16 protein-coding genes are annotated in these 16,347 nt (G+C 71.4%); 12 read left to right on the top strand and 4 right to left on the bottom strand.

Features of this window, described 5'->3' with window-relative positions:
• The first annotated feature begins 113 nt into the window (after positions 1-113).
• The 5 genes from tsf to A4U64_RS13205 all read left to right on the top strand — a co-directional run bounded on the left by tsf (position 114) and on the right by A4U64_RS13205 (position 4,116).
• On the top strand, positions 114-938 hold the full coding sequence (tsf, locus tag A4U64_RS13225) for a translation elongation factor Ts (RefSeq protein ID WP_006937446.1): 825 nt from the start codon (positions 114-116) through the stop codon (positions 936-938).
• Between the two features lie 162 nt (positions 939-1,100).
• Complete coding sequence (pyrH, locus tag A4U64_RS13220; RefSeq protein ID WP_006937445.1) at positions 1,101-1,829, top strand: UMP kinase; 729 nt, start codon at positions 1,101-1,103, stop codon at positions 1,827-1,829.
• A gap of 28 nt (positions 1,830-1,857) precedes the next feature.
• A complete protein-coding gene (frr, locus tag A4U64_RS13215; protein ID WP_065922644.1) occupies positions 1,858-2,415 on the top strand; it encodes a ribosome recycling factor in 558 nt (185 codons plus the stop codon).
• Between the two features lie 2 nt (positions 2,416-2,417).
• Positions 2,418-3,380 (top strand): phosphatidate cytidylyltransferase, encoded by a 963-nt coding sequence (locus tag A4U64_RS13210; RefSeq protein ID WP_006937443.1) that lies wholly within the window; start codon positions 2,418-2,420, stop codon positions 3,378-3,380.
• A gap of 37 nt (positions 3,381-3,417) precedes the next feature.
• A complete protein-coding gene (locus A4U64_RS13205) occupies positions 3,418-4,116 on the top strand; it encodes a class I SAM-dependent methyltransferase (protein WP_065922643.1) in 699 nt (232 codons plus the stop codon).
• Between the two features lie 22 nt (positions 4,117-4,138).
• Here A4U64_RS13205 and A4U64_RS13200 read toward each other — a convergent pair whose 3' ends face one another.
• Both A4U64_RS13200 and A4U64_RS13195 read right to left on the bottom strand, forming a co-directional pair.
• Positions 4,139-5,002 carry an HpcH/HpaI aldolase/citrate lyase family protein gene (locus A4U64_RS13200; protein WP_006937439.1) on the bottom strand — a complete coding sequence of 288 codons (864 nt, stop codon included), beginning with the start codon at positions 5,000-5,002 and terminating at the stop codon, positions 4,139-4,141.
• 177 nt (positions 5,003-5,179) lie between these two features.
• Positions 5,180-5,548 (bottom strand): LapA family protein, encoded by a 369-nt coding sequence (locus A4U64_RS13195; protein WP_006937437.1) that lies wholly within the window; start codon positions 5,546-5,548, stop codon positions 5,180-5,182.
• Positions 5,549-5,635: 87 nt separating this feature from the next.
• Here A4U64_RS13195 and rlmN point away from each other — a divergent pair, with 87 nt between their 5' ends.
• Positions 5,636-6,745 (top strand): 23S rRNA (adenine(2503)-C(2))-methyltransferase RlmN, encoded by a 1,110-nt coding sequence (gene rlmN / locus A4U64_RS13190; protein ID WP_065922642.1) that lies wholly within the window; start codon positions 5,636-5,638, stop codon positions 6,743-6,745.
• Positions 6,746-6,821: 76 nt separating this feature from the next.
• Here rlmN and A4U64_RS13185 read toward each other — a convergent pair whose 3' ends face one another.
• Positions 6,822-7,067 (bottom strand): DUF2631 domain-containing protein, encoded by a 246-nt coding sequence (locus A4U64_RS13185; RefSeq protein WP_006937434.1) that lies wholly within the window; start codon positions 7,065-7,067, stop codon positions 6,822-6,824.
• A 142-nt stretch (positions 7,068-7,209) separates the two neighbouring features.
• On the opposite strand from A4U64_RS13185, the gene dxr reads away from it, so the two are divergent.
• From dxr to A4U64_RS13160, 5 genes are all read left to right on the top strand, one after another.
• The gene (gene dxr / locus A4U64_RS13180; protein WP_065923488.1) at positions 7,210-8,373 is read left to right on the top strand and encodes a 1-deoxy-D-xylulose-5-phosphate reductoisomerase; all 1,164 of its coding nucleotides are present in this window, start codon (positions 7,210-7,212) and stop codon (positions 8,371-8,373) included.
• Positions 8,374-8,388: 15 nt separating this feature from the next.
• Positions 8,389-9,606, top strand: coding sequence for a M50 family metallopeptidase (locus A4U64_RS13175; RefSeq protein WP_006937432.1), 1,218 nt, complete (start codon positions 8,389-8,391; stop codon positions 9,604-9,606).
• A gap of 45 nt (positions 9,607-9,651) precedes the next feature.
• The gene (gene ispG, locus A4U64_RS13170; protein ID WP_006937431.1) at positions 9,652-10,806 is read left to right on the top strand and encodes a flavodoxin-dependent (E)-4-hydroxy-3-methylbut-2-enyl-diphosphate synthase; all 1,155 of its coding nucleotides are present in this window, start codon (positions 9,652-9,654) and stop codon (positions 10,804-10,806) included.
• Positions 10,807-10,890: 84 nt separating this feature from the next.
• Entirely contained in the window at positions 10,891-11,727 is an 837-nt protein-coding gene (locus tag A4U64_RS13165; RefSeq protein WP_006937430.1) for a GNAT family N-acetyltransferase, read from the top strand.
• A 67-nt stretch (positions 11,728-11,794) separates the two neighbouring features.
• Positions 11,795-13,636 carry a penicillin-binding transpeptidase domain-containing protein gene (locus A4U64_RS13160; RefSeq protein WP_084648639.1) on the top strand — a complete coding sequence of 614 codons (1,842 nt, stop codon included), beginning with the start codon at positions 11,795-11,797 and terminating at the stop codon, positions 13,634-13,636.
• A 55-nt stretch (positions 13,637-13,691) separates the two neighbouring features.
• Here A4U64_RS13160 and A4U64_RS13155 read toward each other — a convergent pair whose 3' ends face one another.
• On the bottom strand, positions 13,692-14,552 hold the full coding sequence (locus A4U64_RS13155; protein WP_006937428.1) for a helix-turn-helix transcriptional regulator: 861 nt from the start codon (positions 14,550-14,552) through the stop codon (positions 13,692-13,694).
• Between the two features lie 106 nt (positions 14,553-14,658).
• On the opposite strand from A4U64_RS13155, the gene A4U64_RS13150 reads away from it, so the two are divergent.
• Entirely contained in the window at positions 14,659-16,317 is a 1,659-nt protein-coding gene (locus tag A4U64_RS13150) for an AMP-binding protein (RefSeq protein WP_065922641.1), read from the top strand.
• Positions 16,318-16,347 lie beyond the last annotated feature (30 nt).

Genomic DNA, 16,347 nt, shown 5'->3' with positions numbered 1-16,347 from the left:
CCGTCGCACGCGACCGCGCCGCATCAGTGCACACGCACGCGACCGAGCCGCATCAGAGGAAACTCCCGCGCGAGCACCCATCGCGCACAACAGACACAGGAGGCTCGCTTCCCATGGCGAACTACACCGCCGCCGACGTCAAGCGTCTGCGTGAGCTCACCGGCTCCGGAATGCTGGCGTGCAAGAACGCGCTCGCCGACAACGACGGCGACTTCGACAAGGCCGTCGAGCAGCTGCGCATCAAGGGCGCCAAGGACGTGGGCAAGCGCGCCGAGCGCTCCACCGCCGAGGGCCTGGTCGCCGCGAAGAACGGCGTGCTCATCGAGCTCAACTCCGAGACCGACTTCGTCGCCAAGAACGACGAGTTCCAGGCTCTCGCCGAGAAGATCGTCACCGCTGCGGCCGAGGCCAAGCCCGCCGACCTCGAGGCCCTCAAGGCTGTCGAGGTGGACGGCAAGACCGTCGACACCCTGGTGCAGGAGCTCTCCGCCAAGATCGGCGAGAAGCTCGAACTGCGCCGCCTCGCCGTGTTCGACGGCCCCGTCGCCGTGTACCTGCACAAGCGTGCGTCCGACCTGCCGCCGGCCGTCGGCGTGCTCGTCGAGTACTCCGGTGAGGGCGACGCCGCCGCCGAGGCCGCCCGCGCCGCCGCGATGCAGGTCGCCGCGCTGAAGGCGAAGTACCTCACCCGCGACGAGGTCCCGGCCGACACGGTCGAGAACGAGCGCCGCATCGCGGAGGAGACCGCCAAGAACGAGGGCAAGCCGGAGGCCGCCCTGCCGAAGATCGTCGAGGGCCGTCTCAACGGCTTCTTCAAGGACGTCGTGCTGCTCGAGCAGGCCTCGGTCACGGACTCGAAGAAGACCGTCAAGGCGCTGCTCGACGAGGCCGGCGCCACCGTCTCGCGCTTCGTGCGTTTCGAGGTCGGCGCCAGCTAGATCTCTCGTTTCCTCGACCCCGTCGGCGCTCGCCGGCGGGGTCGAGGCGCGTCGGCGGCTCGATATCCGGGCCGATCGGACACTCGCGCCCCCGTCTCGGTTCCACGGGGTCGGATGAGGCAGGATGAAAGGGCCGATCCACCGCTCGACCCGAGGAGAACCATGTCCGAACACGCCCAGGAACGTCCCGGTTTCCGTCGGGTGCTGCTCAAGCTCGGCGGGGAGATGTTCGGCGGGGGCAAGGTCGGTCTCGACCCGGACGTGGTGACGACCGTGGCCGAGGAGATCGCCGAGGTCGTCCGCTCCGGGGTGGAGGTGGCTGTGGTCATCGGCGGCGGCAACTTCTTCCGCGGCGCGGAACTGCAGCAGCGCGGCCTCGACCGCGCCCGCTCCGACTACATGGGCATGCTCGGCACGGTGATGAACTCTCTTGCGCTGCAGGACTTCCTGGAGAAGCAGGGCGTGGACACCCGGGTCCAGACCGCCATCACGATGGGGCAGGTCGCCGAGCCGTACCTGCCGCTGCGGGCCCGCCGGCACCTCGAGAAGGGCCGCGTGGTGATCTTCGGCGCCGGCATGGGCATGCCCTACTTCTCCACCGACACCACGGCCGCGCAGCGCGCCCTCGAGATCGGCGCCGAGGTGGTCCTGATGGCCAAGGCCGTCGACGGTGTCTACTCGGCCGATCCGCGGATCGACCCCGACGCGACCCTGTTCACCGAGATCACCCACCGCGAGGTCATCGAGAAGGGGCTCAAGGTGGCGGACGCGACCGCGTTCAGCCTCTGCATGGACAACGACATGCCGATCATGGTCTTCAACCTGCTCACCGAGGGGAATATCGCTCGGGCCGTCGCCGGTGAGAAGATCGGAACACTCGTACGGTCATGAACGGACAACGGAACATGGAGGAACTGCCGTGATCGATGAAGCTCTCTTCGAGGCCGAGGAGAAGATGGAGAAGGCCGTCACGGTGGCTAAGGACGATCTCGGATCCGTCCGCACCGGCCGCGCGAATCCCGGCATGTTCTCCAGGATCGTCGTCGACTACTACGGCGCGCCCACCCCGGTCACGCAGATGGCCAGCATCAACGTCCCCGAGGCGCGCATGGTGGTCGTCAAGCCCTACGAGGCATCGCAGCTCGGTCCGATCGAGACCGCGATCCGCAACTCCGACCTGGGCGTCAATCCGACCAACGACGGGTCCCTGATCCGCATCTCCATCCCGCAGCTCACCGAGGAACGCCGCCGCGAGCTGGTCAAGCAGGCCAAGGCCAAGGGCGAGGACGCCAAGGTGTCCGTGCGCAACGTGCGACGCAAGGCGATGGAGGAGCTGCACCGCATCCAGAAGGACGGCGAGGCCGGCGAGGACGACGTCACCCGCGCGGAGAAGGAACTCGACAAGACCACGGCGAAGTACGTGGCGCAGATCGACGAACTGGTCAAGCACAAGGAAGCCGAGTTGCTGGAGGTTTAACCGTGGGTACAGCCGCCGGGTCGTCCGACCCGCAGCTCCCCTTGGGCGTCACCGACGCCGACTCGGCGGCCGAGGCCGCGAAGGCGGACCCCGAGGTCCCGCCGGTGCGGCCCGATGCCACCCCCACCGCGGAGCCGGCGAAGAAGTCCTCCCGGGCGGGCCGGAACCTGCCCGCGGCCGTGGGCGTCGGCGCCGGTCTCGGCGCCCTCGTCATCGTGGTGCTCGCATTCGCTCCCAAGGCGTGGCTCGTCGTCGTCGCGGTGGCCATCGCGATCGCCACGTGGGAGGTCACCAAGCGCCTGCGTGAGGCGGACGTCCTGGTTCCCCGGATCCCGCTCCTGGTCGGGGGGCAGGCGATGATCTGGCTCGGCTGGCCCTACGGCACCACCGGTGTGCTCGGCGCCTTCGCCGGCACCACGGTCGTGTCGATGCTGTGGCGGTTGTTCGACCGTGGACTGCGCGGCCGGCCCCGCAACTACCTGCGCGACACCGCGGTCACCGTCTTCACCGCGGCGTGGGTGCCGTTCCTCGCGTCGTTCGCGACGCTGATGGTCCTCGACGACAACGGCGCCGCACGCGTGTTCTGCCTGATGATCGTGTGCGTCGCGTCCGACGTCGGCGGGTATGCGGCGGGGGTGCTGTTCGGCAAGCACCCGATGGCGCCCGCGATCAGCCCGAAGAAGTCCTGGGAGGGCTTCGGTGGCTCGGTCCTCGCCTGCACCGTCGCCGGAATCCTCACGGTGACCCTGCTGCTCGACGCCGCCTGGTGGATCGGTGCGCTCCTCGGCGTCGTCCTCGCCGCCACGGCCACGGCGAGCGACCTGATCGAGTCACAGGTCAAGCGCGACCTCGGCATCAAGGACATGGGCACCCTGCTGCCCGGCCACGGCGGCATCATGGACCGGCTGGACTCGATCCTGCCGTCCGCGTTCGTCACCTGGCTCGTCCTCGGCGCCTTCGTCTAGGCCGGTGGCGAGGAGACAGCGGTCCGACGCGCACGGGGTGGTCCCCAGCCCCAACATCTGGCACTGGCCGGAGGTCTACGAGGAAGAGAACCGCGCCCAGGACGTCCACGGCGTGGTGTACGCGGCGCTGCGCGAGGCGTGCGACTGGGCCGGTCGCGACGTCCTCGACGTGGGCTGCGGCACCGGCTTCCACCTGCCGATGTTCGCGGCCACCGCGCGCACCGTGACCGGCATCGAACCGCACCCGCCGCTGGTGGAGCTGGCCCGCCGACGTGTGCGGGACCAGCCGGGCGTCCGGGTGGAGGCCGGTTCGGCCGAGCAGTTGCCGCTTCCGGACGGCACCGTCGACGTCGTGCACGCGCGCACCGCCTACTTCTTCGGGCCCGGGTGCGGGGCGGGCATCGCCGAGGCCATGCGCGTGCTGCGGCCCGGCGGCGCGCTCGCGATCGTCGACCTCGACGCGACCGCCCATCCGTACGGCGAATGGATGCGCGCGGACCTGCCGCACTACGACCCGGCGGCGGTGGAGGCGTTCTTCGCCGCCCAGGGCTTCGACCTGCGCCGGGTCGACACCGAATGGCGCTTCCCGGACCGTGCGACCCTCGAGCGCGTACTCGGCATCGAGTTCGGCCCGCGCGTCGCCGAGCGAGCGGTGCACGGCACCCCGGGCACCACCCTCACGGTGCGCTACCGGCTGCATGTGCGCCGCAAGCCCCGGGGCCTGGAGATCCCCTGAGCGTGCGGCGCGTGCCGCGTACCTAGCGGTGGTGGTGGGTGCCGCGGATGCGGAACACCCGCGCCAGTTCGCTGATCCTCTTCGCCTTGGCCAGGCGGGGCAGGTCGCTGCCGTCGCGCACCCCGCGGCCGTCCTCGCCGAGCGTGTCGATCACCTCGTGTGCCCAGCCGACCTCGTCGGAGCTGGGGCTGAGGGCGGCGTTGACGAACGGTGCCCGGGCCGGAGTCATGCACAGCTTCCCGGTCATTCCCATCGAGGCGGTCAGCTTCGCCTCCCGCTCGAGGACCTCGGGGTCGTCGGTCAGCGACGGCCCGTCGACGGGACCGGGCAGGCGGGCCGCCCGGCTCGACACCACCAGGCGGGAACGCGGGTAGGCCATGGCGAGGGGGGAGTCGTCCATCCCGGTGTCGCGGCGGAAGTCGCCGCTGCCGAACGCCAGCCGGAACGTACCGTCGGCGCGGGCGATCTCGGGTGTGGCCTCGAGGCCCACCGCCGATTCGATGAGCACGAGGATGCGGGTGCCGGCCGGCAGCTGAGCGGCCGTGGCGTCGACCTGCTGGCCGCTCTCGGTCTTGGCGAGCATCACGCCCTGCAGGCCGGGCACCCCGGCGAGCGCGGCGAGATCGTCGGCCCAGTGCACAGTGGTGGCGTCGTTGATCCGCACCCAGGCACGGCCACCACCGCGCAACCATTCGACGACGTCATCGCGCGCGGCGGCCTTACCGGCCGCCGGTACGGCGTCCTCGAGGTCGAGGATCACGGCGTCGGCCGGGGACGCGGCGGCCGCGGCGAACCGCTCCGGGGCGTTGCCCGGAACGAGCAGCCAGGATCGGGCGAGCTCGGGTGCGACGGTGGCGGAGGCGGGGGCATCCAGGTGGGCGGTCACGTCAGGCTCCTCGGGTGAAGGTCTTGTCTCCAGGGTGCCCTGTTGTCGCCGCCTTGGGGAAATTGGGTGCGTTGTGTTCGTCACCCGCCGCCGGGCGGCACGGTGTTACCGCCGCTGCGCGGCGCGGTGTTACCGCCGCTGCGCGGCGCGGTGTTACCGCCGCTTCGCGGCGCGTTGTTACCGCCGCTTCGCGGCGCGTTTGATCTGCAGGATCCGCACACCGCCCGCCAGTGCCATGACGAGGGCCCCGGCGATGGCCGACAGGAGCAGGCTCACCCCGAGCGGCAGGGTGAACTCCCACACGAACATTTCCATGGTGACCGGGTCGAGGTTCTGCAGGATGAACACGAGCAGCAGGATCAGCACCAGAACACCGATGACCAGGCCGGTCCACGTGGAGGCCGCCCGGCTGCGGTCGAGGGGAATCTCCGGTGCCGGGCGGACGTTGGACTCGGGCGTGGCCTTCGTCGCCCCCTGAGGCTCGAGCTGGCCCCGGACCGGAAGGTCCGGTGGCGGTTCGGGGAGATCCGCAGGGCGTTCGGTCATGGCTCGATCATCTCGCTCCGGCCGCCGGTGCACACCGCATTCGGCGAGGAAAACCGGCGTTGCCGCCCTGATGGATAATGGTTCATTATGCCCTCCTCTCTTCCCCTGGTTTTCGACGCGCCCAAACGCGGCATGCCGCCGCGCCACCTCGCCGATCTCGATGCCGAGCAGCGCCGCGAGGCCGTGCGCGAACTCGGCCTGCCGGCCTTCCGCGCCGATCAGTTGGCCCGGCACTACTACGGGCGCCTCGAGGCCGATCCGGAGAAGATGACGGATCTGCCGGCGAAGGTGCGCGAGCAGGTCGGGGCCGCGTTCTTTCCCGCGTTGCTGACCCCGGTCAAGCACGTGGCCTGCGACGGCGGCGAGACCCGCAAGACGCTGTGGCGCGCCGGGGACGGCACCCTCCTCGAGAGCGTGCTCATGCGCTACCCCGACCGTGCCACGCTGTGCATCTCGAGCCAGGCCGGCTGCGGTATGGCCTGCCCGTTCTGCGCGACGGGCCAGGGCGGCCTGAACCGGAACCTGTCGACCGCCGAGATCGTCGACCAGGTGCGCGCCGCCGCCGCGGCCCTGCGCGACGGTGACGTCGCCGGGGGACCGGGCCGGCTGTCCAACGTGGTGTTCATGGGCATGGGGGAGCCGCTGGCGAACTACAAGCGTGTGGTGGCCGCCGTGCGGCGCATCACCGCGCCGCCCCCGGAGGGACTGGGCCTGTCGCAGCGGTCGGTCACCGTCTCCACCGTCGGCCTCGCTCCGGCCATCCGCCGGCTGGCCGACGAGGATCTGAGCGTGACGCTCGCCGTGTCGCTGCACACCCCGGACGACGAACTGCGCGACACGCTGGTGCCGGTCAACAACCGCTGGCCCGTCGCCGAGGTGCTCGACGCCGCGCGCTACTACGCCGACCGGACCGGTCGCCGCGTCTCCGTCGAGTACGCCCTGATCCGCGACGTCAACGACCAGCCGTGGCGGGCGGACATGCTGGGCAAGAAGCTGCACAAGGCGCTCGGCCCGCTGGTGCACGTGAACCTGATCCCGCTCAATCCGACGCCGGGCAGCGAATGGGACGCCAGCCCGAAGCCGGTCGAGCGCGAATTCGTCCGTCGCGTCCAGGCGCAGGGGGTCTCGTGCACCGTGCGGGACACCCGGGGGCAGGAGATCGCGGCCGCGTGCGGTCAGCTCGCCGCCGAGAACTGAGCGCCACCCCCCCGGGACGCGAAGGGCCCGTCCGGACGAACCGGGCGGGCCCTTCGACGCTGCTGCGGGGGTGCGGCTACCGCCGGCGCCGCCGCTGGACGATGTCGCGCACCAGGATGGCGACGAGCGCCGCGGCGAAGCCGATCAGGAACCAGTTCTCGACGTTGCCGTTGTGGTTGCCGATGATCATCGCCAGCAGGAACAGTGCGACGAGCCAGCCCATGACGCGGAACAGGCGGGGGGCTTCGCCACTCCAACCCCACTCCGCCGACGGCACCTCGGCCGTGTCGACGCCAGTGGTCTTCAACTCGGTACCGGCCACCGCTTGTCCTCCTGCTCGCAAAGATCTTCGCTGTTGGGCCAATCGTGACATACGACCGTCCGTCGTACGAAGTGGGGGCGCTCTCGCGCGCGCCGGACGGGTGATTCAGCATCCCCTCAGGACGGTCGGGGACAATGTCGGCGTGGTCGACTCGCAACCCAGCTCCCGCACCCGTGTCCTGCTGCTCGGCAGCACCGGCTCCATCGGCACCCAGGCCCTCGAGGTGATCGCCGCCAACCCCGACCGGTTCGAGGTGGTCGGTCTCGCCGCCGGTGGCGGCAACATCGATCTGCTCGCCGAGCAGATCCGCGTCACCGGTGTCGCCGAGGTGGCCGTCGCGAACGCGCAGGCCGCCGCGCGGCTCGACGTCCCGGGTCTGCAGGTGCGCAGCGGGCCCGACGCGGTCACGCGGCTGGTGCGCGACGTCGAGGCCGACGTGGTGCTCAACGCCCTCGTCGGGTCCCTCGGCCTGGAGCCGACGCTGGCCGCATTGGCGACGGGCGCGCGCCTGGCGCTGGCCAACAAGGAATCGCTCGTCGCCGGCGGCGCGCTGGTCACCGCGGCCGCGGCCCCGGGCCAGATCGTGCCCGTCGACTCGGAGCACTCGGCGCTGGCCCAGTGCCTGCGCGGCGGCAGCCCCGACGAGGTGGCCCGGCTCGTGCTCACCGCCTCGGGCGGACCGTTCCGCGGTTGGCCGGCCGAGCGGCTCGAGTCGGTCACCCCCGAGCAGGCCGGCGCCCATCCCACCTGGTCGATGGGCCCGATGAACACCCTGAACTCGGCGACGCTGGTGAACAAGGGCCTGGAGCTGATCGAGACGCACCTGCTGTTCGGCATCGGTTACGACCGGATCGACGTCACCGTGCACCCGCAGTCGATCGTGCACTCGATGGTCACCTTCACCGACGGCTCCACCCTGGCCCAGGCGTCACCGCCGTCGATGAAGCTGCCCATCGCACTCGCGCTGGGCTGGCCGCACCGGATCGCGGACGCGGCGCCGGCCCTCGACTTCGCGACCGCCTCGACCTGGGAGTTCGAACCGGTGGCGCACGAGGTGTTCCCCGCGATCGAACTGGCGCGGGCCGCCGGGGTGGGCGGCGGATGCCTGACCGCGGTGTACAACGCCGCCAACGAGGTGGCCGCGGAGGCCTTCCTCGCCGGCGCCCTGCCGTTCCCGGGGATCGTGCGCACGGTGGCGGCGGTCCTGTCCGACGCCGACGACTGGTCCGCGGCACCCGCTACCGTGGAAGATGTGCTCGCCGCCGACGGCTGGGCTCGGGACCGAGCCCGCGCGCTCGTGAAGTAGGAGGACCGGCCACCGATGATGTTCGTTCTGGGCGTCGTGCTGTTCGCCCTCGGCATCGCCGTATCCATCGCCCTGCACGAGGCCGGGCACATGTGGACCGCGCAGCGCCTCGGGATGAAGGTGCGGCGCTACTACATCGGGTTCGGGCCGCGGCTGTACTCGTTCCGTCGCGGCGAGACCGAGTACGGCCTCAAGGCGATCCCTGCGGGCGGCTTCTGCGACATCGCGGGCATGACGGCGCTCGACGAACTGGCCCCCGACGAGCACGAGCGCGCCATGTACAAGCAGAAGGCGTGGAAGCGCGTCGTGGTGATGTCCGGCGGCATCGCGATGAACTTCGTCCTCGGCATGGTGCTGATCTTCGGGCTCGCCGTGGCGTGGGGTCTGCCCCGTCTGGGGGAGACCCCGGCGGAGATCGGGGAGCTCTCGTGCGTCGCACCGACTCAGGCCGGTGAGGCCGGGGGCTACGAGCTGGCGCCGTGCAGCGGGCCGGGTCCCGCCGCGGCCGCGGGCCTCGAGGTCGGGGACGTCGTGGTCTCCGTCGGCGGCACCGAGGTAGCGACGTTCGGGGACCTGGTCGAGGCCACCCGCGCCGCGACCGGGACGGTGGATTTCGTCGTCGAACGCGACGACCGCACGCTGACGATCCCGGTGCCGGTCGAGTCCGCCCAGCGGTGGGTGCAGGATCCCGAGACGGGCGAGATCACCTCGGAGACCGTCAGCGCAATCGGCGTCGCTGCACCGCCGTCCGTCACCGAGTACACCGCGTTCACCGCGGTGGGTGGCACGCTGCGGTTCACCGGTGACATGTTCGTCCTGACCGCGCAGGCCCTCGCCGACCTGCCGAGCAAGGTGGGGGCGCTGTGGGAGTCGGTGACGGGCGGCGAACGCGATCCCGACACCCCGATCAGCGTCGTCGGCGCGTCCGTCATCGGCGGGCAGGTCGCCGAGCGGGGCATCTGGCAGATGTTCGTCCTGCTGCTCGCGCAGCTCAACTTCTTCCTGGGCATGTTCAACCTGCTCCCGCTGCTGCCGCTCGACGGCGGCCACATCGCCGTGGTCGCGTACGAGAAGGTCCGCAACTGGATCCGGGGGCTGCGCGGGCTGCCGGTCGGGGGTCCGGTCGACTACACGAAGCTGCTGCCCGTCACCTACGTGTTCGTTCTCATCGGCGGCGCGTTCATGCTGTTGACACTCACCGCGGACATCGTCAACCCCATCCAGCTGTTCTGACCCGCATCGCTAGAATTGCCGCGTAGCTACGAAAGAAGGCGAAACGTGACCAGCCCCGTCGGTTTGGGCATGCCCGAAGTCCCCGCCGTCCTTGCGCCCCGGCGCAAGACCCGTCAGCTGATGGTCGGCGACGTCGGCGTAGGCAGCGACCACCCGGTGTCGGTGCAGTCGATGTGCACCACCAAGACGCACGACATCAACGCGACGTTGCAGCAGATCGCCGAGCTCACCGCGTCCGGCTGCGACATCGTCCGCGTCGCATGCCCGCGGCAGGAGGACGCCGACGCGCTCGCCGCGATCGCGAAGAAGAGCCAGATCCCGGTCATCGCGGACATCCACTTCCAGCCGCGCTACATCTTCGCCGCCATCGATGCCGGGTGCGCCGCCGTGCGCGTCAACCCCGGCAACATCAAGGAGTTCGACGGCCGCGTCAAGGAGGTCGCCAAGGCGGCCGGCGAGGCAGGCATCCCGATCCGTATCGGCGTCAATGCCGGCTCGCTGGATCCGCGCATCCTGAGCAAGTACGGCAAGGCCACGCCGGAAGCGCTCGTCGAGTCCGCGCTGTGGGAGGCGAGCCTGTTCGAGGAGCACGGCTTCGGCGACATCAAGATCTCGGTCAAGCACAACGACCCGGTCGTGATGGTCGAGGCCTACCGCCAGCTCGCCGCGCAGTGCGACTACCCGCTGCACCTGGGCGTGACCGAGGCCGGGCCCGCCTTCCAGGGCACGATCAAGTCGGCCGTCGCGTTCGGTGCGCTGCTGAGCGAGGGCATCGGCGACACCATCCGGGTGTCGCTGTCGGCGCCGCCGGCCGAGGAGATCAAGGTCGGCACCCAGATCCTGCAGTCGCTGAACCTGCGGCCCCGCAAGCTCGAGATCGTCTCGTGCCCGTCGTGCGGCCGGGCGCAGGTCGACGTGTACACCCTGGCCAACGAGGTCACCGCCGGCCTCGAGGGCATGGAGGTGCCCCTGCGGGTCGCGGTCATGGGGTGCGTCGTCAACGGCCCCGGTGAGGCCCGCGAAGCCGACCTCGGTGTCGCCTCCGGCAACGGCAAGGGCCAGATCTTCGTCAAGGGCAAGGTCGTCAAGACCGTCCCCGAGGCCCAGATCGTCGAGACGCTGATCGAGGAGGCCATGCGCATCGCCGAGGAGATGGAGGGTGACGCCGGCACCGGAAACCCGGTGGTCTCCGTCGGCTGAACCGGTTCGGCGGGCGCAGGACTCCCGCGCGGCCCCGGCTTCTGGCAGTCTGATTGCGTATCCGCAGTCGACAGGTGGTGGGACGTGCTCAAGCTTCTGGGAGTCCGGTCTCTCGGTGGCCGTGACACCGCACACGTGTTGCGGGTGCTGGCCCGCGATCCGGTGGCGGCGTGCATGGTGGCCGGCCGGATCGAGGAGTACGGCCTCGATTCCCGCGCCGTCGGCGGCGACATGTGGAGCCGGGGCGGGCCCGACGACTCGTTGTGCTTCTCGGGGGCGAACCTCGTTCCGCTGCTCGGCGACCGCGACGATCTGCACGCCTTCGCGGACCGCGCCGCCCGCGGCCCCCGCCTGTGCTCGTCGCTCGTCGGCCGGGCCGAACTCGCGTTGCCGATGTGGGAGGTCCTCCAGCCGGAATGGGGTCCCGCGCGCGAGGTGCGGGCCGAGCAGCCGCTGCTGGTACTCGACCGGGAACCGTGCGTCGTCCCCGACCCGCTGGTGCGCCGCGTGCGGCCGGAGGAGATCGACGCCTACATGCCGGCCGCGATCGCGATGTTCCGTGAGGAGGTCGGCGTCGACCCGTGCGCGGGCGACGGGGGCTCGGGCTACCGCCGCCGGGTGCAGAGCCTGATCGCCACCGGACGGGCGTGGGCCCGCTTCGAGCACGGCCGGGTCGTGTTCAAGGCCGAGATCGGCTCCCAGTCCTCGTCGGTGGGGCAGATCCAGGGCGTGTGGGTGGATCCCGGCAGGCGCGACGCCGGCCTCGGCTCGACCGGCACCGCGGCCGTCGCCGCCGCCGTCACCGCCGGCGGCCGGCTGCCGAGCCTGTACGTCAACAGCTTCAACCACCGGGCCCGCGCGGCCTACGCCCGCATCGGTTTCCGTCAGGTCGCGACGTTCTGCACCGTGCTGCTGGACTGAGGGGCCGCTCCGCCCGGCCCGTGTCGCCTCCCCGATCCGCGTGGCCGCCGGTCCTACGATGACGGCGATGAGAACTCGATCCGCCCGCGTCTCGGCCCCGCTCGTCCCGGCACCGCGTCGACTGCTGCGGCGCGGGGCGGTCCTGGTGGCCGCCGTCGCGCTGGCCGGCGGTGTCGTCGCGTGTACCCCGAAGCCGGCCGGCCCCGAGCCCGCCGCACAGGAGTTCCTCACCGACTTCGCCGACCGGGACTTCGCCGCGGCCGCCGCCCTGACCGACCGTCCCGAGCCGGCCGAGGAGGCGCTGGCGGAGACGTGGGCCGGACTACAGGCGGAGACGCTGGCGGTGGACACCGACGGCGTGCGGATCGACGGGGACACTGCGACGGTCACCTACGTCTACGAATGGGGCCTGCCCGGTGAGCGCGTGTGGCGGTACTCCGGCGAGATGAACATGGGCCGCAGCGGGAACGACTGGGTGGTCCGCTGGACCCGGTCGAACCTGCATCCCCAGCTCGGCGATCGGCAGCGGATGCAGCTGCGGACCAATCCCGCCCCCCGCGCGCGCGTCAACGAGCATTCCGGCTCGGATGTGCTCGTTCCGGGCATCGTCTACGGTGTCGGTTTCGACGCCACGGCGGCCGGCGACGTCCGGGGTGCGGCGCGGGCGTTGTCGGCGGCGCTGACACAGTTCGACCCGTCGCTGACCGCGCAGTCGATCGCCGAGACCGCGACCGCCGCCGAGGGCGCCCACTCGGTGGTGCGGCTGCGTGAGGAGGACTACGAACGCGTCGCCGGCACCCTCGCGGCGATTCCCGGCGTCACGATCACCGAGCAGGCCGACCTCGTCTCCACCGACCGCAGCTTCGCCCCCGATCTGGTCGGCCAGATCAAGAAGACCGTGATCGACGAGGTGGACGGCAAGGCCGGGTGGAGCGTGGTCGCCGTCAACCAGAACGGCGTCGACACCGGTGTGCTCACCGAGACCCCGCCCGAGCCGGCGCCGTCGTTCTCCATCAGCCTGGACCGTCCCATCCAGGTGGCGGCGCAGGCCGCCGTCGACGCCCGCGCGGAACAGGCGATGATGGTGGTGATCGAGGCGTCCACCGGCGCGGTCCTCGCCGTCGCCCAGAACGAGGCGGCCGACCGCGACGGACCGGTCGCGCTGGCGGGGCAGTACCCTCCCGGCTCCACCTTCAAGATCATCACCTCGGGCGCCGCCATCTCCAGCGGTCTCGCCACGCCCGGCACCATGGTGGCCTGCCCGGGACGGATCACGATCGGCGAGCGCAGCGTCCCCAACTACAACGAATTCTCGGTCGGCACCGTGCCGATGGCGACGGCGTTCGCGCGCTCGTGCAACACCTCGTTCGCCAAACTCGCCTCCGAGATGGCGCCCGACGCCCTCACCGTCGCGGCCGCGCAGTTCGGCATCGGACCCGAGTACGAGGTGGTGGGCATGCCCACGTTCTCCGGGTCGGTGCCGCCGGCCGAGGACCTGGTCCAGCGCGCCGAGGACGGCTTCGGTCAGGGCAAGGTCGTCGTCAGCCCGCTCGGGATGGCCCTGGCCGCCGCGACCGTCGCGCACGGCAGCGCACCCGTGCCCTACCTGTTGCAGGGACGCGAGACCGCCGTCACCGGCGACCGGCCGCCCGTCACCCCGGAGATGATCGACGGCCTGCGCGGCATGATGCGGCTGGTGATCACCAGCGGCACCGCCGACCGCATCCGCGACCAGGGCGAGGTCTACGGCAAGACGGGTGAGGCCGAGGTCGAGGGTGGCTCCCACGCGTGGTTCGTCGGCTACCGCGGCGACCTGGCCTTCGCCACGCTCGTCGTGCGCGGCGGCAGCTCCGACAACGCCGTCGCCGTCACCCGCGACATGTTCGCGGCCCTCCCGGAGGGGTACTGACCGGCCCGGGCGGGGGTTGCCGGCCGGCACCCGGACGAGCCACCGGCCGGGTCGCTCAGGGCAGCAGACCCAGGCGCCGCGCGGACACCACCGCCTCGTGCCGGGTGTGGGCGTCGAGCTTGCCCATCGCGCTGCGCAGGTAGCTCTTGACCGTCTCCGGGCCGACCGACAGCCGGTCGGCGATCTCGGCATTGGTGCATCCCAGTGCCACGTGCGCGAGCACGTCGGTCTCGCGCGGCGAGAGCACCACGTCGGTCGGTTGCGGGGCCGGGCCGCCGAGCGCCCCGGCCAGCCGGTCCGACAGCGCCCGCAGCTTGCGCTGCAGGCCGGCGTCCTCCACGGACTGGGCGAGGCCGCGCAGTTCCGCGTGCACGTCCCGGATCTGGGCCGCCGCGACCGGGTTCTCGGACGGCCGATCGAGGGAGCCGAGCAGCGCCAGCCGCCGGTCCACCTCGTCCCGGATGGCGATCTCGCTGCTGAGCCGGCGCGCCGCCTGCACGAACGCCCCCACCGCGCGATCGCCGAGCGGTGAGCACTCACGGATCGCGCCGTAGAGGACGGCGCGGGCCGCCCCTCCCACCATCACCGGCACCGCGAGGATCGACCGCAGCCCCTCGCTGAGCACGGGCCGGTCGAAGTGGTGGGTGATCGACGACGACCGGCCGTAGTCGGGCACCGTCGCCGGCCGGGCCCGGTCCACCACGAGGCCACCCAGGCCCGCCCGCGGCGGCACCACGACCCCCTCGAGGCCGTTCGTGCGGGTGCCGAAGAACTCGGTCAGGTGCAGGTTTCCGTCGCGGACCTCCCCGGCGAACACGACGGGAATCAGTGCCTCCGCCGCGGTGCGGCGGAGCTCGCCGCGTAGTGCGTCGCTGTCACGGGGACGAAGGAGAGGCGAGGTGCCGGCCGGCGCCATCGGTCACCCCTTTCCGGGGGTATCGGGACGTACTTGTGACTTGGATCATAAAGGAATCGATCCTCGGGACGTTCACCCCGGGGCGCTTCACGAGAGGACGGATTCGATGACCACCGAGACCACCGCGCGTGCGTATTCCGAGCAGGAGGCACGAGTGCGGGAACTGCTGGACCGCTACGACACCGCCGACGCGTGTGCCGCACAGCTGCTGTGCGACGGGCATCCCGCGGACGCCGTCGCGTTCACGGTGGTCGAGGCGGACCTGAGCGCGACCGATCTGACCTTCGGTTACCTGCGCGAGCAGTCCTCCCGCTTCGCCGCGGCCCTGGCCGACCTCGGCGTCGAGCCGGGCGACCACGTCGCCACCCTGATGGGCAAGTCCGCGGACCTGGTCGTGGCGCTGCTCGGCATCTGGCGCCGCGGTGCCGTGCACGTGCCGCTGTTCACCGCGTTCGCACCCCCGGCGATCGGTTTCCGGCTGCAGGCAAGCGGCGCGAAGGTGGTGGTCTCGGACGCCGACCAGGTGGGCAAGCTCGCGCCCGGCGAGGACATCCCCGCCGACGCGCCCTGGCAGATCGTCGTCGCAGGTCACACCGAGGGCGGTGCCGCCGGCATCGGAGTGAGCTTCGCCGACCTGGTGGCCTCGCACGACGCGGACGATCCGCGCGGTGCCGCGGTCGCCGTCGGCGGGCACGGCGGACTCGTGCAGCTGTTCACCTCCGGCACCACCGGCACTCCGAAGGGCGTGCCCGTGCCGGTACGGGCGCTCGCGTCGTTCCACGCCTACCTGGACTTCGGCCTCGACGTGCGTGAGGACGACGTGTTCTGGAACGCCGCCGATCCCGGCTGGGCCTACGGGCTGTACTACGCGCTGCTCGCGCCGCTGGCCGCCGGGGTGCGCAGCCTGCTGCTGCATGCCGGGTTCTCCGCCTCCCTCACCTGGCAGGTGATGGAGAAGTTCGGTGTCACCAACTTCGCGGCCGCGCCCACCGTCTACCGCAGCCTGCGAGCGGACTCGGCGCCCGTGCCGGAGTCGATCTCGCTGCGCCGCGCGTCCTCGGCCGGCGAGCCGCTCACGCCCGACGTCGTGGCGTGGTCGGAGCAGACCCTCGGCGCGGTGGTGCGCGACCACTACGGGCAGACCGAGCACGGCATGTTCGTCGTCAACGCGTGGGCCGACGGGCTGCGCGAGGAGGTGCGGCCCGGGTCGATGGGCAAGCCGCTGCCCGGTTGGTCCTGCGCCGTGCTGTCCGACGACTCCGACGAGATCGCCGCCCCCGGCGTGCCCGGGCGCGTGGCGATCGACACCCACGCCAGCCCCCTGCTGTGGTTCACGGGTTACGTGGACGCCCCGGAGAAGACCGCGCAGCGGTTCACGGAGGATGGCCGCTGGTACCTCACCGGCGACGCCGGGCAGGTCGACGAGGACGGCTTCTTCTACTTCTCGGCCCGCGACGACGACGTGATCATCATGGCGGGCTACCGGATCGGCCCGTTCGACGTCGAGAGCGTGCTGGTGATGCACGAGCACGTCGTCGAGGCCGCCGTCGTCGGCATGCCCGATCAGCTGCGCGGTGAGGTGCTCGAGGCGTTCGTGGTGCTGCGCGACGGTGTCGACGGCACCGACGAGCTCGAGGCGGAGCTGCAGCAGCTGGTCAAGCGCAAGTTCGCGGCGCACGCCTACCCGCGGACCGTGCACTTCGTGCCCCAGCTGCCGAAGACGCCCAGCGGCAAGATCCAGCGCTACATCCTGCGCCAGGGCTGAGCCCCCGGGTGGGGGCGGTGCGGCCGCCGG

Origin of the sequence: Rhodococcus sp. WB1, assembly GCF_001700945.1 — a bacterium.
In the GTDB taxonomy this organism is placed as follows: Bacteria; Actinomycetota; Actinomycetes; order Mycobacteriales; family Mycobacteriaceae; genus Rhodococcus; species Rhodococcus aetherivorans.
The sequence above is the reverse complement of the archived record's forward strand: the minus strand, read 5'-3'. Positions and strand labels throughout refer to the sequence as shown.

Excerpts from the sequence above, each read along its gene's own strand:
- tsf (WP_006937446.1), top strand. The coding sequence starts at position 114 with ATGGCGAACTACACCGCCGCCGACGTCAAGCGTCTGCGTGAGCTCACC.
- pyrH (WP_006937445.1), top strand. The coding sequence starts at position 1,101 with ATGTCCGAACACGCCCAGGAACGTCCCGGTTTCCGTCGGGTGCTGCTC.
- A4U64_RS13195 (WP_006937437.1), bottom strand. The coding sequence starts at position 5,548 with ATGACCGAACGCCCTGCGGATCTCCCCGAACCGCCACCGGACCTTCCG.
- rlmN (WP_065922642.1), top strand. The coding sequence starts at position 5,636 with ATGCCCTCCTCTCTTCCCCTGGTTTTCGACGCGCCCAAACGCGGCATG.
- A4U64_RS13175 (WP_006937432.1), top strand. The coding sequence starts at position 8,389 with ATGATGTTCGTTCTGGGCGTCGTGCTGTTCGCCCTCGGCATCGCCGTA.
- A4U64_RS13160 (WP_084648639.1), top strand. The coding sequence starts at position 11,795 with ATGAGAACTCGATCCGCCCGCGTCTCGGCCCCGCTCGTCCCGGCACCG.
- A4U64_RS13155 (WP_006937428.1), bottom strand. The coding sequence starts at position 14,552 with ATGGCGCCGGCCGGCACCTCGCCTCTCCTTCGTCCCCGTGACAGCGAC.
- A4U64_RS13150 (WP_065922641.1), top strand. The coding sequence starts at position 14,659 with ATGACCACCGAGACCACCGCGCGTGCGTATTCCGAGCAGGAGGCACGA.